This window comes from Rehaibacterium terrae (assembly GCF_014202935.1).
GTDB classification, from domain to species: Bacteria; Pseudomonadota; Gammaproteobacteria; order Xanthomonadales; family Xanthomonadaceae; genus Rehaibacterium; species Rehaibacterium terrae.
The window spans coordinates 155,151-181,652 of record NZ_JACHHX010000004.1; the positions used below are offsets into that span (position 1 = coordinate 155,151).

General features: G+C 68.6%; 23 protein-coding genes. 9 read left to right on the forward strand and 14 right to left on the reverse strand.

Features of this window, described 5'->3' with window-relative positions:
- Positions 1-81: 81 nt before the first annotated feature.
- The 9 genes from HNQ58_RS04240 to ald all read right to left on the reverse strand — a co-directional run bounded on the left by HNQ58_RS04240 (position 82) and on the right by ald (position 11,016).
- Positions 82-1,467, reverse strand: a complete 1,386-nt coding sequence (locus HNQ58_RS04240) for a multicopper oxidase family protein (protein WP_183947540.1) — start codon at positions 1,465-1,467, stop codon at positions 82-84.
- On the reverse strand, positions 1,464-3,047 hold the full coding sequence (locus tag HNQ58_RS04245) for a TolC family protein (protein ID WP_221301137.1): 1,584 nt from the start codon (positions 3,045-3,047) through the stop codon (positions 1,464-1,466). The genes HNQ58_RS04240 and HNQ58_RS04245 overlap by 4 nt, the downstream gene beginning before the upstream one ends.
- A gap of 69 nt (positions 3,048-3,116) precedes the next feature.
- Positions 3,117-3,497: a CopL family metal-binding regulatory protein gene (locus tag HNQ58_RS04250; protein WP_183947542.1), complete on the reverse strand. Its 381-nt coding sequence runs from the start codon at positions 3,495-3,497 to the stop codon at positions 3,117-3,119.
- A gap of 234 nt (positions 3,498-3,731) precedes the next feature.
- Complete coding sequence (gene crcB, locus HNQ58_RS04255) at positions 3,732-4,130, reverse strand: fluoride efflux transporter CrcB (protein ID WP_183947543.1); 399 nt, start codon at positions 4,128-4,130, stop codon at positions 3,732-3,734.
- A gap of 46 nt (positions 4,131-4,176) precedes the next feature.
- Positions 4,177-5,445, reverse strand: coding sequence for a replication-associated recombination protein A (locus HNQ58_RS04260; protein WP_183947603.1), 1,269 nt, complete (start codon positions 5,443-5,445; stop codon positions 4,177-4,179).
- A 136-nt stretch (positions 5,446-5,581) separates the two neighbouring features.
- Positions 5,582-6,241, reverse strand: a complete 660-nt coding sequence (gene lolA, locus HNQ58_RS04265; RefSeq protein WP_183947544.1) for an outer membrane lipoprotein periplasmic chaperone LolA — start codon at positions 6,239-6,241, stop codon at positions 5,582-5,584.
- Positions 6,242-6,327: 86 nt separating this feature from the next.
- Positions 6,328-7,392, reverse strand: coding sequence for a quinolinate synthase NadA (gene nadA, locus HNQ58_RS04270; RefSeq protein WP_183947545.1), 1,065 nt, complete (start codon positions 7,390-7,392; stop codon positions 6,328-6,330).
- Positions 7,393-7,459: 67 nt separating this feature from the next.
- Entirely contained in the window at positions 7,460-9,790 is a 2,331-nt protein-coding gene (locus HNQ58_RS04275) for a DNA translocase FtsK (RefSeq protein ID WP_425504148.1), read from the reverse strand.
- Between the two features lie 158 nt (positions 9,791-9,948).
- Positions 9,949-11,016: an alanine dehydrogenase gene (ald, locus tag HNQ58_RS04280; RefSeq protein ID WP_183947547.1), complete on the reverse strand. Its 1,068-nt coding sequence runs from the start codon at positions 11,014-11,016 to the stop codon at positions 9,949-9,951.
- 206 nt (positions 11,017-11,222) lie between these two features.
- Between ald and trxB the strand changes: the two genes are divergently transcribed.
- The 4 genes from trxB (at position 11,223) to infA (ending at position 14,486) form a co-directional block, all read left to right on the forward strand.
- Positions 11,223-12,188 (forward strand): thioredoxin-disulfide reductase, encoded by a 966-nt coding sequence (gene trxB, locus HNQ58_RS04285; protein WP_183947548.1) that lies wholly within the window; start codon positions 11,223-11,225, stop codon positions 12,186-12,188.
- An 87-nt stretch (positions 12,189-12,275) separates the two neighbouring features.
- A complete protein-coding gene (locus HNQ58_RS04290; RefSeq protein WP_183947549.1) occupies positions 12,276-13,439 on the forward strand; it encodes a GNAT family N-acetyltransferase in 1,164 nt (387 codons plus the stop codon).
- Positions 13,408-14,157 (forward strand): leucyl/phenylalanyl-tRNA--protein transferase, encoded by a 750-nt coding sequence (gene aat, locus HNQ58_RS04295; RefSeq protein ID WP_183947550.1) that lies wholly within the window; start codon positions 13,408-13,410, stop codon positions 14,155-14,157. The genes HNQ58_RS04290 and aat overlap by 32 nt, the downstream gene beginning before the upstream one ends.
- Positions 14,158-14,267: 110 nt before the next feature.
- Complete coding sequence (infA, locus tag HNQ58_RS04300; RefSeq protein ID WP_183947551.1) at positions 14,268-14,486, forward strand: translation initiation factor IF-1; 219 nt, start codon at positions 14,268-14,270, stop codon at positions 14,484-14,486.
- Positions 14,487-14,562: 76 nt separating this feature from the next.
- On the opposite strand, the gene clpA is transcribed toward infA, so the two are convergent.
- Positions 14,563-16,842 carry an ATP-dependent Clp protease ATP-binding subunit ClpA gene (gene clpA / locus HNQ58_RS04305; RefSeq protein WP_183947552.1) on the reverse strand — a complete coding sequence of 760 codons (2,280 nt, stop codon included), beginning with the start codon at positions 16,840-16,842 and terminating at the stop codon, positions 14,563-14,565.
- A 37-nt stretch (positions 16,843-16,879) separates the two neighbouring features.
- Positions 16,880-17,206 carry an ATP-dependent Clp protease adapter ClpS gene (gene clpS, locus HNQ58_RS04310; RefSeq protein WP_183947553.1) on the reverse strand — a complete coding sequence of 109 codons (327 nt, stop codon included), beginning with the start codon at positions 17,204-17,206 and terminating at the stop codon, positions 16,880-16,882.
- Positions 17,207-17,670: 464 nt separating this feature from the next.
- On the opposite strand from clpS, the gene HNQ58_RS04315 reads away from it, so the two are divergent.
- The 4 genes from HNQ58_RS04315 to hflD are packed head-to-tail and all read left to right on the forward strand — an operon-like array spanning position 17,671 to position 20,044.
- The gene (locus HNQ58_RS04315; RefSeq protein WP_183947554.1) at positions 17,671-17,814 is read left to right on the forward strand and encodes a hypothetical protein; all 144 of its coding nucleotides are present in this window, start codon (positions 17,671-17,673) and stop codon (positions 17,812-17,814) included.
- 1 nt (position 17,815) lies between these two features.
- On the forward strand, positions 17,816-18,304 hold the full coding sequence (locus HNQ58_RS04320) for an NUDIX hydrolase (RefSeq protein ID WP_343057178.1): 489 nt from the start codon (positions 17,816-17,818) through the stop codon (positions 18,302-18,304).
- On the forward strand, positions 18,301-19,419 hold the full coding sequence (mnmA, locus tag HNQ58_RS04325) for a tRNA 2-thiouridine(34) synthase MnmA (RefSeq protein WP_183947556.1): 1,119 nt from the start codon (positions 18,301-18,303) through the stop codon (positions 19,417-19,419). Before HNQ58_RS04320 ends, mnmA begins: the two co-directional genes overlap by 4 nt.
- Positions 19,420-19,441: 22 nt before the next feature.
- Entirely contained in the window at positions 19,442-20,044 is a 603-nt protein-coding gene (gene hflD, locus HNQ58_RS04330; protein WP_183947557.1) for a high frequency lysogenization protein HflD, read from the forward strand.
- An 86-nt stretch (positions 20,045-20,130) separates the two neighbouring features.
- On the opposite strand, the gene acnB is transcribed toward hflD, so the two are convergent.
- Genes acnB through HNQ58_RS04345 form a run of 3 tightly spaced genes read right to left on the reverse strand, consistent with a single transcriptional unit; the run spans position 20,131 to position 23,427 of the window.
- The gene (gene acnB / locus HNQ58_RS04335) at positions 20,131-22,722 is read right to left on the reverse strand and encodes a bifunctional aconitate hydratase 2/2-methylisocitrate dehydratase (RefSeq protein WP_183947558.1); all 2,592 of its coding nucleotides are present in this window, start codon (positions 22,720-22,722) and stop codon (positions 20,131-20,133) included.
- A 50-nt stretch (positions 22,723-22,772) separates the two neighbouring features.
- Complete coding sequence (locus tag HNQ58_RS04340; RefSeq protein WP_183947559.1) at positions 22,773-23,171, reverse strand: PIN domain-containing protein; 399 nt, start codon at positions 23,169-23,171, stop codon at positions 22,773-22,775.
- A 10-nt stretch (positions 23,172-23,181) separates the two neighbouring features.
- A complete protein-coding gene (locus HNQ58_RS04345; protein WP_183947560.1) occupies positions 23,182-23,427 on the reverse strand; it encodes an AbrB/MazE/SpoVT family DNA-binding domain-containing protein in 246 nt (81 codons plus the stop codon).
- Positions 23,428-23,565: 138 nt separating this feature from the next.
- Between HNQ58_RS04345 and acnA the strand changes: the two genes are divergently transcribed.
- Positions 23,566-26,310, forward strand: coding sequence for an aconitate hydratase AcnA (gene acnA / locus HNQ58_RS04350; RefSeq protein ID WP_183947561.1), 2,745 nt, complete (start codon positions 23,566-23,568; stop codon positions 26,308-26,310).
- Positions 26,311-26,502: the final 192 nt, after the last annotated feature.

Here is a 26,502-nt window from a genome sequence, read left to right on the forward strand (position 1 = left end):
CGATGCGATCTGCTCCCGAGCAGTTCCGCCGGCCCCTCACCCCAACCCCTCTCTTGGTGGGAGAGGGGCCATGCGCGCTGTTCAATGGTGGCCTTCATGTCCGCCGCGCTTGGGCGTCGGCAGCGTATCGGTGCTCGGCGTGGCGGGCGTGCCGCGACGGGTCGGGCTGCCGAAGTCCGGATCGCCGCTGACGCGGCGCGCCACCGTGCCGGGCGGGTGGCGGTACCAGCCCGGATCGCGGAAGTCACCGGGCGCCAGGTCGTCGCGCACCTTGATGACGGTGAACATGCCCCCCATTTCGATGTTCCCGAACGGGCCGTTGCCCATCATCATCGGCAGGGTGTTCTCCGGTCCCTGCATGTGGCCGCTGTCGGTGTGGTCCTGGTGCTCGGCCATGCCGTGCTCGCCCATCGCCATGTAGCCGGGCAGGATCTTGCGGATCTCGGCCTCGAGATCGCGCTGCTTCACACCCAGCGGATTGGGAATCTCATGGCCCATCGCATTCATCGTGTGATGTGCCATGTGGCAGTGGAAGGCCCAGTCGCCGGCCACGGCGACGAACTCCAGGTCGCGGGTCTGGCCGACGCCGACGATCTCGGTCACTTCCGGCCGCCACAGTTCGCGCTTCCAGCGCCCGCCGTCGCCGCCGGTGACAAGGAACTGCACGCCGTGCATGTGGATCGGGTGGTTCCACATCGACAGGTTGCCGATGCGCACGCGCACGCGCTCGCCGGTACGCGCCACCAGCGGTTCGGTGGCCGGGAACACCTTGCTGTTGAAGGTCCACAGATCGAAGTCCTGCATCACCGACGGATCCGGCCGATAGGTGCCCGGATGCAGCGCCCAGTTGTGCAGCAGGATGGCGTAGTCGCGGTCGATGCGCTCGGGCTCGCCGTCCTTGGGGTGGATGATGAAGAAACCCATCATGCCCATCGCCATCTGCACCATTTCGTCGGCATGCGGGTGGTACATGTGGGTGCCGTGCTGCACCAGCGTGAACTCGTAGACGTAGGTCTCGCCCGGCTGGATATGCGGCTGGGTCAGGCCGCCCACTCCGTCCATGCCGCTCGGCAGCAGCAGGCCGTGCCAGTGCACGCTGGTCGGCTCGGGCAGGCGATTGGTGACATAGATGCGTACCCGATCGCCCTCGACTGCCTCGATGGTCGGCCCGGGCGTGGTGCCGTTGTAGCCCCAGCACTTGGCCTTGGAGCCGGGGGCGAACTCGTGCTCGATCTCCTCGGCCACGAGATGGAACTCCTTGACGCCATCGTTCATCCGGTACGGCAGCGTCCAGCCGTTGGGCGTGCGCACCGGCGTGTAACGGCCGTCGCGCGGGGCGCGCGGCGGGGCGGGGGAGTGCTGGTCATGCTCGCCGCGCATGGCATGGGCCGGGCGCAGGGCCGAAACCGCCTGGGCGAGCAGGGCGGAGCCGGCGCCGAACAGAAGATTGCGTCGGGAAACTTTCATCGCTGGCCTCCGTGATGGCCGTCATGGCCGAGATGGTGGTGGTGATGGTCTTCGTCCTCGCCGGGCGGTGCGGCCTGGCCGTCGTGACGGTCGTGACCTTCATGGCCGTCGTGTTGGCGGTGGCCGTCGCGATCGTCATGGTTTCCGTGGCTGCCGTGGTCCATCGCCTTGTCCGACGGCGCGAGGAGGTCTTCGACCGAAGGCGTCAGCCCGCCAACCCGCGATTCGCTCGGCAAACGCGCACCGACGGCACGGGCCAGGGCGGCACGGGCCAGCCAGTAGTCGCGGATCGCCTCCAGGTAGCCCTGATAGGCGTCGTACTCCTCGCGCTTGGCCTGAATCAGCTCAAAGGCGCCGATCAACATGAAATTGAAACGTTCCTGCTGTCGCGCCACGATCGCTTCGCGCTGGGGCACCAGCGCGGCGCGGTAGGCTTCGGCCACCGCCTTCATCGCGCGGACGCGCTCGGCGCCTGCGCGGATCTCGCCCTCGATCTCCAGCTCGAGTTGGGCGAGCGCGGCCTGGCTGCGCGCACGTAGCGCCTCGGCACGGGCGATGCGCCCCTGCCCCTGGTGAAACAGTGGCAGCTCGATGCCGATTTCCGGGCCCTGCAAACGCCCGCCGCCGGTTTCCTGCTCCTGCTCGAAACCGATCTGCGCACCGCCCAGCCAGCGCCAGCGCCGGACCACCGCCTCGGCATCACCCAGCACGGCCGCCTCCCGCTGTGCCGCCAGCAGATCCAGACGATGTTCGCGCGCCAGCGCCAGCAGCACCTCGATCTCGTCCTCCTCGTCGACCGGGAGCGGCAGGCGTTCGCTGGCTTGCCAGGCCTGGGCCTCGCGGCCGGACAAACCCATCGCGGCATTGAGCTCGGCGCGCCGCTGCAGCGCACGCGCCGCGGCACGGGCGGCGACGATCCGCGCCTGGCTGGCCACCGCCTGTTCCTGCCGCAGTTGCAGTTCGCTGATGTTGCCGGCGGCATGGAAACGTCCGGCCAGCTCGGCCGACAGCTCGGCCGCCCGGGCTACGGCAGCGCGCATGTCCGCCACCTGGCGGGCACCGACATAGCGATACCAGCTCGCCTCCACCTGACTGGCGACAGACAGGATCGTGGCGGCGATCTTCAGCCGTTCGCGTTCGAAGTCCGCCAGCGCCAAGCGGCTGCGACTCGGCAGCAGCATCAGATCGGCCAGGTCCAGCGACAGCGAGCGGGTGATCTTGAGTCCGCCGTGCTCGTCACGCTGGCGCGAAAAGCCGAACCCGGGATTCGGCAGACGGGTGGCTTCGAACACCTCGGCCCAGGCCAGGCCGAGGCGCGCGTATTCACGCCGCAGCTTCGGGCTGCGCAGCAGGGCCACCCGCAGCGCGTCGTCCGGCTGTAGCGGCTCGGCCAGTAGGGACGAAACCGCGCGATCGATCTCGGCTGACGAGTCCGAGTGGGCAGTCGCCACCGGCACGCCGCGGGCGTCCAGCAGGGCATCGACATCCTGTTTGCCCCGATCAGGGGGCAGGCTGGCGCAGCCGGCCAGCAGGGAAAGCACGAGAGCCAGGGGCGCGCCCCGGCGGAGGGAATCGGTCATGGGATCTCCTGACGGCCCGGACGGGCCGGCGATGTGGCTGACATCGGCGCCCGGCGGCGCCCGCACGGCTCAGGCGATCGGCGGGCGGATCGCCGGCATCTCGCGCCAGCTGCCGGACGTCCGGCCCATCGTGGCGCAGGTCATGGCCGGCCTTTGCGGTGGGAGCGCACGCATCGCCGCGGGCGGCACCGCGCTGGAGTGCATGCAGGGGCAAGCGCAGCCGCCCACACTGCAACAACCGTCAGAGACAGGCCCGCCTGTATCGGCCTGGGTCGCCTCGGCCATTACGGCATCGGCCGGGCGTGATTGGTCGGCTTGCGCGTGACAGGGCCTGATCAGCGGCGGGCTCACGCCCGCCCCATCCGCATGCGGCGCGGCATGCAGCGTCGGCATGGCCATCGGCCAACCATTGAACAGCAGCGACAGCGCGAGCAGCAGACGAAAGAACAAGCGTCCGGATCCTTGCGTTGGCCCGAGGGACAGGGCGGCGGGCACGGGAAGACCACCACAGGCAAGGGAAGTTTCGGGGCTACCCCGGGGGCAATGTCAATTTGACATAATATACATTATGCGAAATGCAGGAGCTCGCGCCGGCACCCGCGCCCAGCGCCCGCGCGTCCACTACGTGGCCGCCGATCGCTTCCGTGCCGCCCGGCGCGCGGCCTCGCACGGCCGATCGCCGACTCAGTCCGCCGTGGTCCAGTGCCCGAGCCGGGCCCCGAGCCAGACCAGGGTCAGGCCGCCCGCCAATGTCACCGCCAGGTAGATCAGCATCAGCCCGGTGCGCTGCGAGCGGCTGTAGAGCAGGCATTCGATCATCAAGGCCGAGTATGTGGTCAGCGCGCCGAGCACGCCGACAATCAGAAAAGCGCGCCAGTACAGTGCTTGTGGACCGCGACCTTCGAGCCACGTCGCAAGGAAGCCGGCGAAGAAGCTACCAGCCAGATTGACGGCCAGTGTGCCCCAGGGGAAGCCGTTGCCCAGATGACGCAGCAACAGGCCGCCCAGCCAGAAGCGGCCGGCGGCGCCGATCGCACCACCGGCCATGACCACTGCCAGCTGTGACCACCATGAGGTCAGCATCGCTTATCGAAATGTGGGTTATTTTTCATATGTTTACGAATGACTTCTACGGCTTTTTAGCAGAATTGCGCGCGGCACGCAGTCTGTCCAGTTTTTCCTTGAGGCGGATTTCCAGGCCGCGCGAGACAGGCCGGTAGTAGATCCGTTCGCCCATGACCTCGGGGAAACAGGACTGGTCGAGGGCCACCCCACCCTCGACCTCGTGATCGTACTGGTAGCCCTGCCCGTAGCCGAGCTGCCTCATCAGTCTCGTCGGCGCATTGCGCAGGTGCATCGGCACCTCCAGCGTGCCGGTTTCGCGCACCTCGGCGCGGGCGGTGTGGTAGGCGACGTAGGCGGCGTTGCTCTTGGCGGTGCTGGCCAGGTAGATCGTCAGCTGCGCCAGCGCCAGTTCGCCCTCCGGGCTGCCGAGGCGGTCGTAGGCGTCCCAGGCCTGGGTCGCCATCTGCAGGGCGCGCGGGTCGGCGAGGCCGATGTCCTCGACCGCCATGCGGGTCAGCCGGCGCGCGAGGTAGTGCGGATCGCAGCCGCCGTCGAGCATCCGGCACAGCCAGTACAGCGCGGCGTCGGGGTTGGAGCTGCGCACCGACTTGTGCAGCGCCGAAATCTGGTCGTAGAACTGCTCGCCACCCTTGTCGAAGCGACGGGTGCGGTCGGCCAGCACCTGCGCCAGGGTGGCATCGGTGATCGCACCGCCCTCGCCTTCGGCCAGTTCGGCGGCGATCTCGAGCAGGGTCAGGCCGCGCCGCACGTCGCCATCGGCGGCCTGCGCGATCAGGCGCAGTTGTTCGTCGGCGGCCTGCAGGCCGCGTCCGCCGAGGCCGCGCTCCTTGTCGGCCAGCGCGCGCTGCAATGCATCGATGATATCGTCGACCGACACCGCCTCCATCACGTGTACGCGGCATCGCGAGAGCAGCGCCGAGTTCAGCTCGAAGCTGGGGTTTTCGGTGGTGGCGCCGACGAACAGGATGCGGCCTAGCTCGATGTGCGGCAGGAAGGCGTCCTGCTGGGCCTTGTTGAAACGGTGCACCTCGTCGACGAACAGCACCGTGCGCTGGCCGGCGACGAAGCGCTCCTCGGCCTCGGCCAGCACCTGACGCACATCGGCGAGCCCGGACAATACGGCGGAGATGGCGCGGAATTCGGCCTTGGCGTAACGCGCGAGCAGCAGGGCGAGCGTGGTCTTGCCACAGCCGGGCGGCCCCCACAGGATCATCGAGTGGACGTGGCCGGACTCGATCGCACGGCGCAGTGCACTGCCCTTCCCCAGCAGGCGACGCTGGCCGACCATCTCGTCGAGATCACGCGGACGCATCCGCTCGGCAAGCGGCTTGAGACCGGCAGGAGGCTGGAACAGCGCTTGAGCGGCGGCGGCTTTGGACTTGCGCACCACTGCATTCTAGCGGTGTTCTGGAAATCGGGAGGTTGCCGACTCCCGACTCCAGGATCGATCAATCCTCGATGGGAAACGCCTGTGCCCCCTCGCCCACCTCGCCGATCACATCCACGCCGGCCGGCGGGACGAAGCGGAAGTGGCCGGCGGCGAAATCCGGGTTGCGACGCCACTGCTCGAACACGACCTCGGTGCGCTGGCCGAGCGCATCCTCCAGCGACATGCGCTTGAGGCCGTCGCTGTCGAAGCCGAGCCGGGCGGAAGCGAACTGGGCGTCCTCGGCTTTCTTCGGCGTCAGCACCAGCCAGTCCAGGCCGTCTTTTTCGCCGCCCTCGGCGATGTCGAACTGGCGATGCAGTTCGCCCGGATCGATCAGCGCGGCCAGTGGGCTGCCCTGCTCCTCATGGCTCTGGTTGCGGACGGTGACCTGCTCGAGGTCCGGATCGAAGATCCAGACGTGGTCGCCGTCGGCGACGATCAGTTGCGGGTATGGGCGCTCGTATTCCCAGCGGAACTGGCGCGGCGCCTTGAGCGCGACGCGGCCGCTGGACACTTCGTTGAGCTGGCCGTTGGCGTCGAACACGCGCTGCACGAAGCGGCCGTCCAGGCCCTGCAACCCGCTGGTGAAGGCATCGAATCGGGCAGCGGCATCGGCGGCCAGGACGGGCGGCGCGAGGAGCGCGGCGGCAGCGGCGAGCAGGCGGAGGATCGCGGTCATGGCTTGGGGCCTGGGGAAAGATCGTGCAAGCAGTGTCGGCGGCGGCGGCTGAACGCGGCCGGAAAAACGGCCGTGTCCAGCCATGGTCAGTTCAGCGCGGTTTCGCAGGCGGCGGCGTTGCGCACCGGGGCGCGTCCGGCGGAAAACGCCAGCATCCGGTCGAGCGAGCGCAGGGCGCGTCGCGAAACGTCGGCAGGCACATGAATCTCATTGGCCGGGCTGTCGAATACCTCGGCCAACGCGCCCAACGCGTTGAGTTTCATCCACGGGCAGGTGGCGCAGGCACGACAGGTGGCGCTGTCGCCGCCGGTGGGGGCGATGATCAGATCCTTGTGCGGTGCGGCCTGCTTCATCTTGTGGAAGATGCCGCGGTCGGTGGCGACGATCACCCGCGGGTGCGGCAGTTCGACGCAGGCACGGATCAGTTGCGAAGTGGAGCCGACCACATCGGCCATGGCGACGACGTCCTCCGGCGACTCGGGATGCACCAGGATGGCGGCGTCCGGGAAGCTCGCCTTGAGCATCGCCAGCGCGCGGTGGCGGAACTCGTCGTGGACGATGCAGGCGCCCTCCCAGGCGACCATGTCGGCGCCGGTGCGTTCGCGCACGTAACGGCCGAGGTGGCGGTCGGGCGCCCACAGGATCTTCTCGCCGCGGGCGTGCAGATGGGCGACCACATCCACCGCGATCGACGAGGTGACGACCCAGTCGGCACGCGCCTTCACCGCTGCCGAGGTGTTGGCATAGACGACCACGGTGCGATCCGGGTGGGCGTCGCAGAAAGCGGCGAACTGGTCTGGCGGACAGCTCAGGTCGAGCGAGCAGGTGGCCTCGGTGCTCGGCATCAGCACGCGCTTGTCCGGGCTGAGGATCTTGGCGGTCTCGCCCATGAAGCGCACCCCGGCGACGACCAGGGTGGTGGCCGGGTGCTGTTTGCCGAAGCGCGCCATCTCCAGCGAGTCGGCGACGCAGCCACCGGTCTCGTCGGCGAGCTGCTGGATTTCGGGGTCGGTGTAGTAGTGCGCGACGAGAACCGCATTCTCCTCGCGCAGACGGCGCACGAAACGCGCGCGGGCGGCATCGCGGGCGGCGGGGTCGAGCGAGGGTGGCGGCTCGGGGAGCGTCAGGCGGCGCAGGTCGGTGGCGAGCATGGTTACGTCGGACAGGAAAGGCACGGTCGCCTGGGTACCGTTCAGATGCGGGCGTCCGTCCCGGTAATCAATCCCGCGGAGGCGGCGGCGCGATCACCGTGCGGTCGCCATTGTGCTCCGGTGGCGAGACAATCCCGGCCTGCTCCATGGCCTCGATCAGCCGGGCGGCACGGTTGTAGCCGATCTTGAGGCGGCGCTGCACGCCCGAGATCGAGGCGCGACGGGTTTCGGTGACGATCTTCACCGCCTCGTCGTAGAGCGGGTCGGACTCGTCGCCGCCGATCATCGGTTCGGGCAGCCCGGTCGGCCCCACGGCGATGCCCTCCCCCATCGTCTGAGTGTCTTCCAGCACGCCTTCGAGGTAGTCCGGGCCGCCGCCATGCGACTTGAGGTGCTCGACCACGCGGTGCACCTCCTCGTCGCTGACGAAGGCGCCGTGGACGCGCTCGGGCATGGCGGTGCCGGGCGGCAGGTAGAGCATGTCGCCGTGGCCGAGCAGGGTTTCGGCACCGGACTGGTCGAGGATGGTGCGCGAGTCGATCTTGCTCGACACCTGGAAGGCGATGCGGGTCGGGATGTTGGCCTTGATCAGGCCGGTGATGACGTCCACCGACGGCCGCTGGGTGGCGAGGATCAGGTGGATGCCGGCAGCGCGGGCCTTCTGCGCCAGGCGGGCAATGAGTTCTTCGACCTTCTTGCCGACGATCATCATCATGTCGGCGAATTCGTCGATGAACACGACGATGTAGGGCAGCGGTTCGAGCGGGCGCGGTGCCTCGCCCAGCTCCGGGTTGGGCCGGAACAGCGGGTCCATCAGCGGCTGGCCGGCGTCCTCGGCCTCGCGCACCTTCTTGTTGAAGCCCGACAGGTTGCGCACGCCGACCGCGGCCATCAGCTTGTAGCGGCGCTCCATCTCGGCCACGCACCAGCGCAGGCCGTTGGCGGCCTCCTTCATGTCGGTGACGACCGGCGCGATCAGGTGCGGGATGCCCTGGTAGACCGACAGCTCCAGCATCTTCGGGTCGATCATCAGCATCCGCACTTCCTTGGCGGTGGCCTTGTACAGCAGGCTCAGCACCATGGCGTTGACGGCCACCGACTTGCCCGAGCCGGTGGTGCCGGCCACCAGCAGGTGCGGCATGCGCGCCAGGTCGGCCACGGTCGGCCGGCCGGCGATGTCCTTGCCCAACGCCAGTGTCAGCGGGCTGGCGGCCTTGTCGTATTCCTTGGAGCGCAGGATCTCGGAGAGATAGATCATCTCCCGGTGGACGTTCGGGATCTCCATGCCGATCACCGACTTGCCGGGGATCACGTCGACCACACGTACCGACTTCACGCTCAGGCCGCGGGCGATGTCCTTGTCCAGCGAGCTGATCTGGCTGCCCTTCACGCCCGGTGCAGGTTCGAGCTCGAAGCGGGTGATCACCGGTCCCGGATAGGCGCCGACCACCTGCGCCTCGATGCGGAAATCGCGGAGCTTGAACTCGATCTGCCGCGACAGTGCCTCCAGCGTCTCCTCGGAGTAGCCCTTGGGCTGCGGCTTGGGATCGTCGAGCAGAGCCAGTGGCGGCAGACCGCCCTCGGGGTCGATGTTGAACAGCGGGATCTGCTGTTCACGCTTGGCGCGCTCGCTCTTCTCGATCACCGGCGCCGGCGGCGGCTCGATCCTGACCGGCTCGCGACGGGCGCGGCGCACGGCCTCGATCTTGCGTACCTCGCCGCGCTCCTCGCGCGCGGCGCGCGCGGCACGCCAGTCCTGGGCCTCGCGCACGCGCTCACCGACCAGTCTCGCCAGCGCCAGCACGCCCTGTCCGATCCGGTCCATCAGCGCCAGCCAGGACAGGCCGGTGGCCAGCGTGATTGCGACCAGGAACAGGGTCAGCAGGAACAGGTTGCCGCCGAGCGGGCCGAAGGCCTTGAGCAGCGAGTTGCCGACACTCTGGCCGAGGATGCCGCCGGCATCGGCCGGCAGCGAAGGAGCCCCGCCCCACTGCAGCCAGAGCAGGCCGGAGGCGGCGACCACGAAGCCGACCAGACCGATCAGGCGCAGCGCCGGTGTCAGCCCGGCGTCGGTCGCATCGTCTCGGCCGTACAGCGCCACCCAGGCGATCGCCGCCAGCACGACCGGCAGGGCGTAGGCGGCATAGCCGAAGAGATAGAAAGCCAGGTCGGCCAGCCACGCGCCGGTGGCGCCGCCGAAATTGTGCAGCTCGCCGGTGACGCTGCCAGAACGCGACCAGCCCGGATCCTCCGGGCTGTAGCTGAACAGGCTGGCCAGCAGGTACAGCACCAGCGGCGCGATCGCCACCAGGGCAAGCTCGCGCCATAGGCCGAGGCGGTGCCCACCCCGGCCCTGGTTCTTGATCCGGTCTGCCGCGCTGCGAGCCACCGTGAGAATCGGCCTCAGGAATTACCGGTTAGTCGTTGAATATACGGCACGACCGGATGGATGAGTAGCGCTGCCATATGCCGGCGGGGCGGCACGCGGGCCGCGGTCGGGCGCCTGCATGGCCCACGTTGCGGCTCAGGCCACTCCCGCCGGGAAAGGCGTGACGCTCAGAGCGCCATGCCCTGCAGCGCCGGATGGACCAGCTTGCCGCCCTCGACGTTGATACCCCGCACCAGCGCCGGGTTGTCGCGCCAGTCGCCACTGGCCAGCTTCTGCACCCAGGGCAGGATCGCCGCGCAGATCGCCTGCGAGGAGGTCTGCGGCACCGCGCCGGGCATGTTGGTGACGGCAAAATGGGTGACGCCCTCTTCCAGATAGGTGGGGTCGGCCCAGGTGGTCGGGCGGGTGGTCTCGAAACAGCCGCCCTGGTCGACCGAGATGTCGACCAGCACGCTGCCCGGGGCCATGCCGCGGATCATCTCGCGGGTGACCACGTGCGGCGCCTTGGCGCCGGTGACCAGCACCGCGCCGATCACGAGGTCGGCCGAGGCGACCTCGCGCGCGACCACGTCCTCGTACGGGTACAGGGCGGTGATGTTGGCGCCCATGGCCATCATCTGGGCCATGCGATCCTGGCGCTTTTCGAACACCACGACGTTCGCGCCGCCCGACGCGGCCAGTTCGGCCGAGTTGGCGCCGGCCGCGCCGGCGCCGAACACCACCACCTTGCCGCGCTCGGTCGAGGGCAGGCCGCCGAGCAGTTTGCCCTTGCCTCCCATCGGCATGTGCAGCAGGTGGGTACCGACCTGCACCGCGATGCGGCCGGCAATGATCGACATCGGTGCCAGCAGCGGCAGGTCGCCGTTGTCCAGCTCGACCGTCTCGAAGGCGACGCCGGTCAGGCCGATGTCGAGCAGCTTCCTGGTCAGCGCCGGTTCGGCAGCCAAATGCAGGTAGCAGAACAGCAGGTGGTCCTTGCGCAGGTGCTCGAGGTCGCCCGCGATGGGCTCCTTCACCTTCACGATCAGCTCGCCCTTCTCGTACAGGGCGGCGGCGTCCGGCGCGATCTTCACGCCGAGCGCGGCGTAAGCCTCGTCGGAGAAACCACTCTTCACGCCGGCCTGGGTTTCGATCCAGACCTCGTGGCCGCGGCGGACGAGATCACCGGCAGCGGCGGGCACGAGCGCGACGCGGCCTTCGAGGGTTTTGGTTTCGCGGGGGATACCGATACGCATGGACTGTCCTCGATACAAAGCACAAAGCCGGCATTGCGCCGGCCATCCCTCCGACGCGGCTTGAATCCTTGCGCGGTCGCCTCCATCCTTCCGCCGGGCGACGCGATCGCGTCGCATCCCTACGGATTTCCTGAAGGGGCGCCCGGTGGTGTTCCGGTCGCCTGCCGCGAACGATTTTCAGGCCGCGAGAGCGGCGAGGATTATACATGAGCGCCTCCCCCACCACGCCCCGCCACGCCCGCCTGCTGATCCTCGGCTCCGGCCCCGCCGGCTACACCGCGGCGATCTACGCGGCGCGCGCCAACCTCAAGCCAGTGCTGGTCACCGGCATCCAGCAAGGCGGTCAGCTGATGACCACCACCGAGGTGGACAACTGGCCGGGCGATCCGCATGGCCTGCTCGGCCCGGACTTGATGGCGCGCATGCAGGCGCACGCCGAGCGCTTCGAGACCGAGATCGTCTTCGACCACATCCACAGCGCCGATCTGTCGCGCCGCCCGTTCCGCCTCAAGGGTGACAGCGGGGAATACACCTGCGACGCGCTGATCATCGCCACCGGCGCCACCGCCAAGTATCTGGGCCTGGAATCGGAGCGGAAATTCATGGGCAAGGGCGTGTCCGCCTGTGCGACCTGCGATGGGTTCTTCTTCCGCGACCAGGACGTGGCCGTGATCGGCGGCGGCAATACGGCGGTCGAGGAGGCACTGTATCTCTCCAACATCGCCCGCAAGGTCTATCTGGTGCATCGCCGCGACAAGCTGCGCGCCGAGAAGATCATGCAGGACAAGCTGTTCGCCAAGGCCCAGACCGGCAAGATCGAAATCATCTGGGACCACACCGTCGACGAGGTGCTCGGCGATGACAGTGGCGTCACCGGCATGCGCATCCGCTCGACGAAGGACGACAGCACCCGCGAGATCGCCGTGCAGGGCTTCTTCGTCGCCATCGGCCACACGCCGAATACCAGCCTGTTCGAGGGACAGCTCGAGATGAAGAACGGCTACCTGAAGATCCGCAGCGGGCTGGAAGGCATGGCCACCCAGACCTCGGTCGCGGGCGTGTTCGCCGCCGGCGACGTGGCCGACCAGGTCTACCGGCAGGCGGTCACCTCGGCCGGCTTCGGCTGCATGGCGGCGCTGGATGCGGAGCGGTTCCTCGACAGCGAAGGCTGACGCTCCTGCGGGAACGGCGCGGTCGTCTACCGTAGGCTGACGGCGGGAGTCGCGATCGACGGCTCACGCCGCTTCTACAATGGGTGCATGGCCACGCTTCGCCTCCACGCTTCGCTCGAGGAGATTCCCGCCGCCGCGTGGGATGCGCTGCACGATGGGCGCAATCCCTTCGTCTCGCACGCCTTCCTGCACGGGCTCGAGGCCACCGGCTGCCTGCGCCCGCGCTGGGGCTGGTCGCCGCGGCATGCGGCGTTGTGGGACGGCGCCCGGCTGCTGGCCGCGGCGCCGGCCTATCTCAAGGGCAACTCGCACGGCGAATTCGTGTTCGACCATGCCTGGGCCAATGCCTGGCATCGCCACGGAATCGGCTACTACCCGAAATGGCTGGTGGCGGTGCCGTACACCCCGGTGACCGGGCCGCGCCTGCTGGCCGTCGACGCCGATGCGCAACGCCGGCTGTGCGAGGCCATGGCGGAGGAAACCCGCCGACGCGGGCTGTCCTCGCTGCATGTCAATTTCCTGCCCGAAACGGAAGACCGCGATGTCCCGGCAGATTGGTTGGCACGGCTGGACGTGCAGTTCCACTGGCGTCGCCCGATTGGAGATGGTGCGCCGCGCTGGCACGACTTCGACGACTTCCTCGCCGCGCTCACCCACAAACGCCGCAAGAACATCCGCGCCGAACGCGCCGCAGTGGCGCGTGCCGGCATCGGCTTTCGCATCGTCCACGGCGACCAGGCCAGTGAAGCGGACCTGGCCGCGATGCACGCTTTCTACTGCCGCACCTTCATGGCAAAGGGCAACTCCCCGGCCCTGACGCTGGAGTTCTTCCGCCACCTGGCGCGGGCCATGCCGCATGCGCTGGTGCTGATCCTCGCCGAGCGCCACGGCGCCATCGTGGCCGGCGCGCTGTGCCTGCGCGGCGGCGACACCCTGTATGGCCGTTACTGGGGCAGCGACATCGACCTGCCCGGCCTGCATTTCGAGACCTGCTACTACCAGGGCATCGAGTACTGCCTGCGCGAAGGGCTGTCATGCTTCGAGCCGGGCGCGCAGGGCGAGCACAAGATCGCCCGTGGCTTTCTGCCGACCCTGACCCGCAGCCGGCACTTCGTACCCGATCCGGCCTTCGCCGAAGCGCTGGCCGGCTGGTGCCGACGGGAGCGTGCGGCGACACGGGATTACCTCGCCGCCGCGATGCAGCACACTCCGTTCCGCGATGACCCTGCGCATCCCGCTGCTGTCGCCTGATCCGCACGCGCCCTTCCCACCGGCCGCTTGCGCGCTGCGGCAGCCGGACGGGCTGCTGGCGATGGGGGGCGACCTGCATCCTCGCCGACTGCTCAACGCTTACCGGCACGGCATCTTTCCCTGGTACTCGGCCGGCGAGCCGATCTTGTGGTGGAGTCCGGACCCGCGACTGGTGTTCCGCACCGACGGCGTGCGCCTGTCCTCGCGCTTCCGCCGCACGCTGCGCCGCAGCGGCTGGCAGATCCGCGCCGACACCGCGTTCGACGCCGTGATCGCCGCCTGCGCCGCATCGCCGCGTCGCGGCCAGCACGGCACCTGGATCACGCCGGCGATGCGCGCGGCCTATGCCGCACTGCATCGGCTCGGTCACGCTCATTCGGTGGAGGTGTACGACGGCGAGCGGCTGGTCGGTGGCATTTACGGCGTCGCCATCGGCCGGATGTTCTTCGGCGAGAGCATGTTCAGCGCCGAATCGGGCGGCTCGAAGGCGGCGCTGGCCGGGCTGGCGCACCTCCTCCACGGCTGGGGCTGGCCGCTGATCGACGCCCAGGTCGAGAGTCCGCATCTGCTGACGCTGGGCGCGCAGCGCATGCCGCGCGCACGCTTCCTGGCCGAGATCGACCGGCTCTGCGCCGGAGCGGCGGAGCCCGCCCCATGGCGCGACCGCGTCGGTGTCCTGCCGGTATCGGTACTGGCCGGGACGGCCAGCGGATCGTGACGGATCCGAACCGGCACCCTCCGCCCCACCCTTTTGCCCGCCGGCGGCTGGCGTGGCAGAATGCCCGCCTTTCCCGCGCGGCCCAGCCGCCAGCCAACCACAGAGAAGGCATGTCCAAGGACGATACCATCGAGTTCGAGGGCGTGGTGCTCGAAGCGCTGCCGAACACCATGTTCCGCGTGAAGCTCGAGAACGGCCACGTCATCACCGCCCACATCTCCGGGCGCATGCGCAAGAACTACATCCGCATCCTCACCGGCGACAAGGTGAAGGTGGAAATGACACCCTACGACCTCACCAAGGGGCGCATCACCTACCGCATGAAGTGACGGCGGGATCGGAACGCAAAACGGCGGCCTCGGGCCGCCGTTTTCGTTCGCGCGCTCCATGCCGCAGCGGGCGCGTCTACACGGTTGCGGGCAGCAGGCGCTCTGGCTCGGGGAAGCTTTCCACCACCAGCTCGCCGTCGCGCACATCCACGCTGACGCGACCACCGCCGACCAGCTTGCCGAACAGCAGTTCGTCGGCCAACGGCCGCTTGATCTTCTCCTGGATGACCCGCGCCATCGGCCGCGCGCCCATCTGCGGGTCGAAGCCGTGCTCGGCCAGCCAGCGCCGTGCCTCGGCCGTGGCCGACAGGGTGACGTGCTTGTCGTGCAGCTGGGTCTCCAGCTCGATGATGAACTTGTCCACCACGCGCAGCACGTGCTCCATGCCGAGCGACTGGAACTGCACGATGGCGTCCAGACGATTGCGGAATTCCGGCGTGAAGGTGCGACGGATCGTCTCCATCGCGTCCGGCGCGTGGTTCTGCTCGACGAAGCCGATGGTACGCCGGGATGCCTGCGCTGCGCCGGCGTTGGTGGTCATCACCAGGATCACGTTGCGGAAGTTCGCCTCGCGGCCGTTGGTGTCGGTCAACGTGCCGCGGTCCATGATCTGCAACAGGATGTTGTAGACGTCCGGGTGGGCTTTCTCGATCTCGTCCAGCAGCAGCACGCAGTGCGGCGTCTTGACGATCTTCTCGGTCAGCAGGCCACCCTGGTCGAAGCCGACGTAGCCCGGCGGTGCGCCGATCAGGCGGCTCACCGAATGCGCCTCCATGTACTCGGACATGTCGAAGCGCACCAGCTCGATGCCGAGCTGCAGCGCGAGCTGGCGGGTGACCTCGGTCTTGCCGACGCCGGTGGGGCCGGCGAACAGGAAGTTGCCGATCGGCTTGTCCGGATTGCCCAGGCCGGAGCGGGCCATCTTGATCGCCGAGGTCAGTGTCTCGATCGCCGGATCCTGGCCGAAGATCACCATCTTCAGGTTGCGTTCGAGGTTCTGCAGCACGTCCTTGTCGGAGGCCGACACCTGCTTGGGCGGAATGCGTGCCATGCGCGCGACGATGAACTCGATCTCGGGCACATCGACCACCCCCGTGCGCTCGGCCTCTGGCAGCAGACGCTGACGGGCACCGGCCTCGTCGATGACGTCGATGGCCTTGTCCGGCAGCAGGCGGTCGCCGATGTGCTTGACCGACAGGTCCACCGCCGCGCGCAGCGCGCCGGGCGTGTACTCGACCGAATGATGCTGCTCGAATCGGCTCTTGAGCCCCTCCAGGATGGCGACCGCATCGGCGACCGAAGGCTCGGCGACGTCGATCTTCTGGAAGCGGCGGGCCAGTGCGCGGTCTTTCTCGAACACGCCGCGGTATTCCTGGAAGGTGGTCGAGCCGATGCAACGCAGCTCGCCGGACGCCAGCACCGGCTTGATCAGGTTGGAGGCGTCCATGGTGCCGCCCGATGCGCTGCCGGCTCCGATGATGGTGTGGATCTCGTCGATGAACAGGATCGCGCCTGGCTCCTTGCGCAGCTGCGCGATCACCGCCTTCAGACGCTTCTCGAAGTCGCCGCGGTACTTGGTGCCGGCCACCAGGGCGCCCAGATCGAGCGCGTAGATCACCGCATCCTCCAGCACCGCCGGCACCTCGCCGTCGACGATGCGCTTGGCCAGCCCCTCGGCCAGCGCGGTCTTGCCGACGCCGGCCTCGCCGACGTAGAGCGGATTGTTCTTGCGCCGGCGGCACAGCACCTGGATGGTGCGCTCGATCTCCTCGTCGCGGCCGATCAGCGGATCGATCTTGCCCTGCCGGGCCAGCTCGTTGAGGTTTCTGGCATATTCGCTCAGCGGATTGCCACGGCCGTCGCCACCCTCGCTGTCCGGGTCGCGCGGAGTCTCGGTTTCCGGCTTGAGCGTCGGCATGTCGCCGACCTTGGCGACGCCGTGCGAGATGTAGTTGACCACGTCGAGCCGGGTGATTTCCTGCTGGTGCAGGAAATAGACGGCATGAGAGTCCTTCTCGCCGAAGATCGCCACCAGCACGTTGGCGCCGGTGACCTCCTTCTTGCCGGAGGACTGCACGTGGTAGACGGCGCGCTGCAGCACGCGCTGGAAGCCCAGCGTCGGCTGGGTGTCGCGCGAGTCGTCGCTGGACAGCATCGGTACCGTCTCGGCAATCACCTGCCGGAGGTCGTTGGCCAGCCGCGTGGCGTCGGCGCCGCAGGCGCGCAGCACGGCGGCGGCGGACGGGTTGTCCAGCAGGGCCAGCAGCAAGTGCTCGACCGTCATGAACTCGTGACGGGCTTCGCGGGCCTGCTTGTAGCACTGGCCGATGGTGTACTCGAGGTCCTTGCTGAACATGACTGCCTCCGGACGTTGGACCCGATATGGGGACGGTCTACGCCTTTTCCATCGTGCACAGCAACGGGTGCTGGTGCTGTCGCGAGAATTCGTTCACCTGGGTGACCTTGGTCTCGGCCACCTCGCGGGTGAACACGCCGCACACTCCCTTGCCTCGAGTGTGGACGTGAAGCATGACCTGGGTGGCTTTCTCGCGGTTCATCCCGAAAAAGATCTGCAGCACCTCGACGACGAAATCCATGGGGGTGTAGTCGTCGTTGAGGAGCACGACCTGGTACAGCGGCGGGCGGATGACCTCCGGCCTCGCGGTTTCGACCGCCAAACCGTGCTGGTGTTCCTGTTCCGGATGTTTCTCGTTCGCCATGCCGACAGTATAAGACCGCGCCGTGAGACCGTCGTGACTGCCGTCCGTCATGGACGCGGCACCGCCTTTCGGCCCAGAATCCCCCCGGTTCGCCCAGCACGCAGCGTCGCCTGATGAGAGATAACGCAATCCGGGTCGTCACGGGCCTGCTCCTGGCCGTTGCGGCCGACCCGCGCACTGGCCCGGCCGCCGGCCGCCGGCGCGGGCCCCGAAGCCACCCCGGCGGTTCGCGCCCGCCTGGGTGCCGCCGGTCCGTGCTACGCCACCGGCCACCCCGGCCGCGACTTGGGGTCGCTCTGCACGCTGGGCGGCGAGTCCAGTCGGGTGGTTTTCATGCGCTGGACCGTCGAGACCCGGGACCCACTGCATCTCCCCGCGGGATCCTCCCGCCGGGCGGCCGGGCCGAGGGGCCGGGTACCCCCGGTCGTGCCGCCCGGCGGAGGCTGGAGCACGGCAACCAGGCCATGCATGGCGGCCGTGTCGGCCTCTTCGTGGCCAGGCTCGACGCCGACGCTCCGGGCGAGCGGCCGATCGACCCGATCGGGTTCGCCGCGCACACTGCCGATGCGCCGGAGCGCGAGCTCACCGGCAGCGAGGATGAATCCTGACGTGCATTCGAACGAGCTCGACAGCAACGGCTTCTGGCAGCCCGACGTCACGGTCGCCACCCTGGTCCTGCACGAGGGGCGCTTCCTGGTGGTCGAGGAGGAGGTGCGCGGCGAGCGGGTCATCAACCAGCCCGCCGGCCACCTGGAGCCGGAGGAGTCGCTGGCACATGCCGCCCTGCGCGAGACGCTGGAAGAAACCGGCTGGGACGTCGAGCTGACCGCCTTCGTCGGCGCCTACCAGTGGAAGGCCCCGGTGGCGCCGGACGGCAGCGGCGGCCGCCATTACCTGCGCTTCGCCTTCGCGGCCCGGCCGCTCGCGCACCACCCGGGGCGCCCGCTCGACGCCGGCATCCTGCGCCCGCTCTGGCTGACCCCGGCCGAACTGCACGCCTGTGCCGACCGCCACCGCAGTCCGCTGGTCTGGCGGGTGGTGGCCGACTACCTGGCCGGCCAGCGCCGGCCGCTGGACACGGTCACCCAACTGGCATGAGCGGCGGCCGGATCATCGTCGGTGTCTCCGGCGGCGTGGACTCGTCCGTGGCCGCCCTGCTGCTGGTGCGTGCCGGGCGCGACGTGGCCGGCCTGTTCATGCAGAACTGGGAGGACGACGGCTCGGGCGATTGCCGCGCCGAGGACGACCGCCGTGACGCGGTCGCCGTCTGCGGCCGACTGGGCATCCCCTTTTTCTCCCGCAATTTCGCGAAGGAGTACTGGGCCGGCGTGTTCGAGCACTTCCTGGCCGAATACCGTGCCGGCCGCACGCCCAACCCGGACGTGCTGTGCAACCGCGAGATCAAGTTCAAGACCTTCCTGGACGAGGCCCGCGCACTCGGCGCCGAACGCATCGCCACCGGGCACTACGCCCGCGTCGACCGCCACGGCGGCCGCTGGCGGCTGCTGCGCGGGGTGGATGCCGGCAAGGACCAGAGCTACTTCCTGCACCAGCTCGGGCAGGCCCAACTGGCCGCCACCGAGTTCCCGATCGGCCACCTGCCCAAGGCCGAGGTGCGCCGGCTGGCGCGCGAGGCCGCCCTGCCGACCCATGCCAAGAAGGACTCCACCGGCATCTGTTTCATCGGCGAGCGCGACTTCCGCGGTTTTCTGGCCCAGTACCTGCCGGCCCGGCGCGGCGAGATCCGCACGGTCGAGGGGCAGCGCGTCGGCGAGCACGAGGGCGTCTTCTACTACACCCTGGGCCAGCGCGAGGGCCTGCAGATCGGCGGCGTGCGCGGGCGGCCGGCCGCGCCCTGGTACGTGGTGGGCAAGGACGTGGCGGCCAACGTGCTCTACGTCGACCAGGGCAGCGACAGCCCCTGGCTGCACTCGAGCACGCTGATGTCCGAGCCGGCGCACTGGGTCGCCGGCGCCCCGCCCGCCACCCGCTTCGAGTGCACCGCCAAGACCCGCTACCGTCAGGCCGACGAGCCGTGTACCGTGCGCGTCGGCGACGACGGCCGGCTGGCGGTCCGTTTCGACGCACCGCAACGCGCGGTGACGCCCGGCCAATCGGTCGTCCTCTATGCCGGCGAGGAATGCCTCGGCGGCGCCGTGATCGAATCCACCGACGCCCCGCTGGAGCGCCAGCTCCGCGAGCGCGCCGCCTGAACCACGCCCTGCCCAGTCCCCGATGAAAGACCGTGTCCTCGCCCTCGCCGGCCTGCTGCAATCGCTGAAGATCGTCCGCCAGATCGCCAACAACGGCGAAGCCGAGTCGCGCCCGCTGGAAGCGGTGATCGAGAGTGTGTTCCGCATCGACGCCGACAGCACCGAAGCCGTCTACGGCGGCACCGCCAACCTCTGGCCCGGCCTGCGCCTGCTGGTCGAACAGATCGACGGGGGCAGCGGCCGCGACCCCGCGCTCACGCGCATGGCTGCCACTGTGCTGCATCTGGAGCGCCGGGTCAGCCGCAACCGTGCCTTGATGGCGGCGATCGGTCGCGGCATCGACGACATCGCCCGCCAGCGCAGCCATTGGGGTCCGACCCATCCGACCGTGCTCAGCCGCCTCGGCGAACTGTACGCGAGCACCATCAGCCAGGTGCGCCCGCGGGTACTGGTGCAGGGCAACCCGACCTACCTCGGCGAGCCGACCGTGGTGGCCGAGATCCGCGCCGTACTGCTGGCCGCGGTGCGCGCGGCAGTGCTGTGGCGTCAGGTCGGCGGCAGCTACTGGGATCTGTTCCTGCGCCGCCGGGCCATGGCCGAGACGGCGCGCTCGCTGTTGCGCTGAATCCCTTCTGCAGGAGCCGTTCCCGTACCGGATCAGGAACGAAAAACCCGGCGCGAGGCCGGGTTTTTCGTGGTTTGCCGAGCGGATCAGACCGTCACGGTGTCAGCCACCGCCTTGTAGTCCTCGATCTGGTCGAAGTTCATGTAACGGTAGATCCTGTCGCCGTTGGCATTGATCACGCCCACGTCGGCCAGGTACTCCTCGCGGGTCGGGATGCGGCCCAGGCGCGAGCAGATCGCCGCCAGTTCCGCCGAGCCCAGGTACACGCTGGTATTGCGGCCCAGGCGGTTGGGGAAGTTGCGGGTCGAGGTCGAGAACACGGTCGCGCCCTCGCGCGCCTGCGCCTGGTTACCCATGCACAGCGAGCAGCCCGGCATCTCCATGCGCGCGCCCGCCGTACCGAACGTGCCGTAGTGGCCCTCCTTGGTCAGCTCCGAGGCGTCCATCTTGGTCGGCGGTGCGACCCACAGGCGGGTCGGGATGTCGCGCTTGCCTTCCAGCAGCTTGGCAGCGGCGCGGAAGTGGCCGATGTTGGTCATGCACGAACCGATGAAGACCTCGTCGATCTTGGCGCCGGCGACCTCGGAAAGCGTCTTCACATCGTCCGGATCGTTGGGACAGGCGACGATCGGCTCGACGATCTCGTCCATGTCGATCTCGATCACGGCGGCGTACTCGGCATCGGCATCGGGTTCGAGCAGCTGCGGATTGGCCAGCCATTCCTCCATCTTGGCGATGCGGCGGGCCAGCGAGCGGGCGTCCTTGTAGCCCTGCGCGATCATCCACTTGAGCAGCGTGATGTTGCTGTTGAGGTACTCGATGACCGGCTCCTTGTTGAGGCGCACGGTGCAGCCGGCCGCCGAGCGCTCGGCGGAGGCGTCGGACAGCTCGAAGGCCTGCTCGACCTTGAGGTCCGGCAGTCCCTCGATCTCCAGGATGCGGCCGGAGAAGATGTTCTTCTTGCCCTGCTTGGCGACGGTCAGCAGGCCCTGCCTGATCGCGTACAACGGGATCGCGTTGACCAGGTCGCGCAGGGTCACGCCCGGCTGCAACTTGCCCTTGAAGCGCACCAGCACCGACTCGGGCATGTCCAGCGGCATCACGCCGGTGGCGGCGGCGAACGCGACCAGACCCGAGCCGGCGGGGAACGAGATGCCGATGGGGAAGCGCGTGTGCGAATCGCCGCCGGTGCCGACGGTGTCGGGCAGCAGCATGCGGTTGAGCCAGGAGTGGATCACGCCGTCACCCGGACGCAGCGAGATGCCGCCACGGGTGGAAATGAACTCCGGCAGGGTGTGGTGGGTCTTCACGTCCACCGGCTTGGGATACGCGGCGGTGTGGCAGAAGCTCTGCATCACCAGGTCGGCCGAGAAGCCGAGGCAGGCCAGGTCCTTGAGCTCGTCGCGGGTCATCGGGCCGGTGGTGTCCTGCGAACCCACCGAGGTCATCTTCGGCTCGCAGTAGGTGCCCGGGCGGATGCCCTTGCCCTCCGGCAGCCCGCAGGCGCGGCCGACCATCTTCTGCGCCAGCGTGTAGCCCTTGCCGGTATCGACCGGGTTCTGCGGCAGGCGGAACAGCGTCGACGGCGGCAGGCCCAGGGCCTCGCGCGCCTTGGCGGTGAGGCCGCGGCCGATGATCAGCGGGATGCGGCCACCGGCGCGGACCTCGTCCAGCAGCACCTCGGACTTGAGCTTGAACTCGGCGATCACCTTGCCGTCCTTCAGTGCCTTGCCCTCGTAAGGCCGCAGCTCGATCACGTCGCCCATCTGCATCTGCGACACGTCCAGCTCGATCGGCAGCGCGCCGGCGTCTTCCATGGTGTTGTAGAAGATCGGCGCGATCTTGCCGCCCAGGCACACGCCGCCGAAACGCTTGTTGGGGATGAAGGGGATGTCCTCACCGGTCCACCACAGCACGCTGTTGGTCGCCGACTTGCGCGAGGAGCCGGTGCCGACCACGTCGCCGACGTAGGCGACCGGATGCCCCTTCTCCTTCAGCTGCCGGATGAGCCGGATCGGGCCACGCTTGCCGTCCTCCTCCGGCTCGAAGGGCGCGCCCTCGCGCCTGTTCTTGAGCATCGCCAGGGCGTGCAGCGGAATGTCCGGGCGGGTGGTGGCGTCCGGCGCCGGCGACAGGTCGTCGGTATTGGTCTCGCCCGGCACCTTGAACACGGTGACGGTCAGCGACTCGGGCACCTCCGGCCGGCTGGTGAACCATTCGGCCTCGGCCCAGCTCTGGAGCACGGCCTGGGCGTGGACATTGCCCTTGTCGGCCTTGTCCTTGACGTCGTGGAAGGCGTCGAACATCAGCAGGGTGTGCTTGAGCGCATTGGCGGCGATGGCACCGAGCGCAGCGTCGTCGAGCAGTTCGACCAGCGGATGGATGTTGTAACCGCCCAGCATGGTGCCGAGCAGTTCGGTGGCGCGTTCGCGCGTGATGAGCGGGCAGCTTTCGGTCCCGAAAGCGACAGCGGCCAGGTACGACGCCTTGACCTTGGCGGCATCATCCACGCCGGCCGGGACACGGTTCGTGATCAGGTCGAGCAGGAACTGCTCCTCGCCGGCCGGCGGATTCTTCAGCAGCTCGATGACCTCGGCGGTCTGCTGCGCGGTGAGCGGCAGCGGTGGGATGCCGAGGGCGGCGCGTTCGGCGACGTGTTGGCGATAGGCTGCGAGCATCTGCAAGAACTCCGGAAGGACGGGCGTACCTGGGGGAATGGGGAATGGACTCAGGCCGACGGTACGATCAGCTTGAGCCCCTTGAAATAGCTGCGGAAAAACGCGTCGTCACGGGTGATCAGGCCGTTGCACTGCAGCAACGCGTGGGCGCCGATCAGGAAGTCCGGCACCGCCCTGGCCCCGCCCCCGCGCTGGCGGAAACGCCGCTGCATCTCGCCGGCGCGCAAGGCCGACTTGGCCTCCAGAGGACTGAAGCGGATGCTCATCTCCTCCAGCACTCCCAGCGCCTCGGCGCCGTCCTGCAGCGCAGCGCAGACTTCGGCCAGCGCCACGTCGCAGACCACCACCGGCCCGGCGCTCAGGCACTGGCGCAGGCAGGCCTCGGTGGCATCGGCATGCGGGCCGTCGGCCAGCAGGTCGATCAGGACGGGGGAGTCGATGGCGATCACGGTGGCGCCGTCACGACTTCAGCGGATCGCCGGGCGCTCGACCGCGGACGGCGCGCATGGCCTCGTCGGTGGATTCGAAACCGTCGAGCTTGAAACGGCCGCGGGCGCGGGACACCGCATCGTCCACCGACTTGCGCAGGACGATGCGGCTGCCCTCCAGCTCCACCTTGAGGATCGTGCCTTTGGTCAGGCCCAGCGCATCACGCACGGGCTTGGGCAGGGTGATCTGACCGCGTTCGGCGACGGTGGCTTCCATGGGGGCGGCCCTGGGCTTCGGTATGCATGATTATTGCATACTTTTGTTTTCATACCCCAGCCCCCATACCTACGTTTGACCGAAATCCGCGCCACAATGGGCCTCCGCGCCCGCCGCCAGTCCAAGGAGAGTCCCCCCATGAGCGATTCCTTCGCCACCCGCGACACGCTGGAGGTCAACGGCAAGACCTACGCCATCCGCAGTCTGGCCAAACTGGGGAAACGCTTCGACCTCGAGCGCCTGCCCTATTCGCTGAAGATCCTGCTGGAGAACCTGCTGCGCCACGAGGACGGGATCAGCGTCACCCGGGAGTCCATCGAAGCGGTCGCCACCTGGGATGCACACAAGGAGCCGGACACCGAGATCGCTTTCATGCCGGCCCGGGTGGTGCTGCAGGACTTCACCGGCGTGCCCTGCGTGGTCGACCTGGCCGCGATGCGCGATGCGGTGAAACGGCTCGGCGGCGATCCCAAGCGGATCAATCCGCTGATCCCGTCCGAACTGGTGATCGATCACTCGGTGCAGGTCGACGTGTTCGGCAAGCCGGAGGCGCTGGACCTCAATGCCAGGATCGAGTTCGAGCGCAACCGTGAGCGCTACAGCTTCCTGCGCTGGGGCCAGAAGGCCTTCGACAATTTCAGGGTGGTGCCGCCGCGCACCGGTATCGTCCACCAGGTCAATCTCGAGTACCTGGCGCGCGTGGTGATGACCCGCGAGGTCGATGGCGAGTTGCAGGCCTTCCCCGACACGGTGTTCGGCACCGACTCGCACACCACGATGATCAACGGCCTCGGCGTGCTGGGCTGGGGCGTCGGCGGCATCGAGGCCGAGGCCGCGATGCTGGGCCAGCCAAGCTCGATGCTGATCCCGCAGGTGGTCGGCTTCAGGCTCACCGGCCGGCTGCCCGAGGGCGCCACCGCCACCGACCTGGTGCTTACCGTCACCCAGATGCTGCGCCAGCACGGCGTGGTCGGAAAGTTCGTCGAATTCTTCGGCGACGGGCTCGACCATCTGCCGCTGGCCGACCGCGCCACCATCGCCAACATGGCGCCCGAATACGGCGCCACCTGCGGCATCTTCCCCATTGATGACGAGGCGCTGGGCTACCTGCGCCTGTCCGGTCGCAGCGAAGAACAGATCGCGCTGGTCGAGGCCTACGCCAAGGCCCAGGGCCTGTGGCGCAGTTCCCGGGTCGCCGACTACAGCGCGGTGCTGACGCTCGACCTCGGCGACGTGCAACCTTCCCTGGCCGGACCGAAGCGGCCGCAGGACCGCGTGCTGCTGTCCGGGGCCAAGCAGAACTTCCGCGAGAATCTGGCCCCGCTCACCGCCGCCCGCGACAACAAGGGCGGCGAGGAATCGCGGCTGATCGCCGAGGGCGGTGGCGGCGCGGCGGTCGGCAACGTGCACGGCAAGGGCGTGGCCCGACTGCAGCTCGGTGACGAGACGGTCGAACTGCGCGACGGCGCGGTGGTGATCGCGGCGATCACCTCCTGCACCAACACCTCCAACCCGGCCGTGATGCTCGGCGCCGGCCTGCTCGCGCGCAATGCCGTCGAGCGCGGGCTCCGCGTCAAACCGTGGGTCAAGACCTCGTTGGCCCCCGGTTCGCTGGTCGTCACCGACTACCTGCGCAAGGCTGGCGTGCTGGACGATCTGGAGGCGCTCGGCTTTCATCTGGTCGGCTACGGCTGCACCACCTGCATCGGCAATTCCGGCCCCTTGCCGCCGGCGGTCAGTGCCGCCATCGCCGAGGGCGACCTGGTGGTCGCTTCGGTCCTGTCTGGCAACCGCAACTTCGAGGGGCGGGTGCATCCCGAGGTCAAGATGAACTACCTGGCCTCGCCGCCGCTGGTGGTCGCCTATGCCATCGCCGGCACCTCCGACATCGACCTGACCCGCGAACCGCTCGGCAGGGACCGGGACGGCAACGAGGTCTATCTGAAGGACATCTGGCCGAGCAATCGCGAAATCGGCGACACCATCGCCCGCACCGTCGGCCCCGAGCTGTTCGCCAGGAACTACGCCGACGTGTTCAAGGGCGACAGCCACTGGAACCGCATCGAGTCGCCTGAGGGCGAGAGCTATGCCTGGGACGAGCGCTCCACCTACATCAAGCACCCGCCCTACTTCGAAGGCATGACCATGCAGGTCGGCCGCATCCAGGACATCCACGGGGCCCGGGTGCTCGGCCTGTTCGGCGACTCGATCACCACCGACCACATCTCGCCGGCCGGCAACATCAAGAAGGATTCGCCCGCGGGCCGCTACCTGATCGAACACGGGGTGCAGCCGGCCGACTTCAACTCCTACGGCAGCCGGCGCGGCAACCATGAGGTGATGGTGCGCGGCACTTTCGCCAACATCCGCATCCGCAACCTGATGCTCGGCGGCAAGGAGGGTGGCCATACCCTGCACTTCCCGTCCCGCGAGGAAATGCCCATCTACGACGCGGCGATGAAGTACAAGGCCGAGGGCGTGCCGCTGGTCGTCATCGCCGGCAAGGAATACGGCACCGGCTCCTCGCGCGACTGGGCGGCCAAGGGCACGATGCTGCTCGGCGTGAAGGCGGTGATCGCCGAGAGCTTCGAGCGCATCCACCGCTCCAATCTGGTCGGCATGGGCGTGCTGCCGTTGCAGTTCATGGAGGGCGAGAACGCGCAGAGCCTCGGCCTGAAGGGCGACGAGCTGTTCTCGATCGAAGGCCTGGACGACGGTGCGGCGAAAACGGCCCGGGTCGTTGCCGAGCGGGATGGGGATGGCAAGCGGATCGAGTTCGGCGTGAAAGTGCTGCTGCTGACGCCGAAGGAAATCGAATACTTCCGCCACGGCGGCATCCTGCACTACGTGCTTCGCCAACTCGCGTCGGCAAAAGCCGCGTGAGCGAGTACGGACCGGGCGGAAGCCCGGCCCTCGCGCACAGCGCTCGGGCGCTCGGCGGCGCGCGAACCGGTGGTTCGCAAACGCGCCGCCTCGCCCACCACGGCGGCATCCTGCACTACGTGCTTCGCCAACTCGCGTCGGCAAAAGCCGCGTGAGCGAGTACGGACCGGGCGGAAGCCCGGCCCTCGCGCA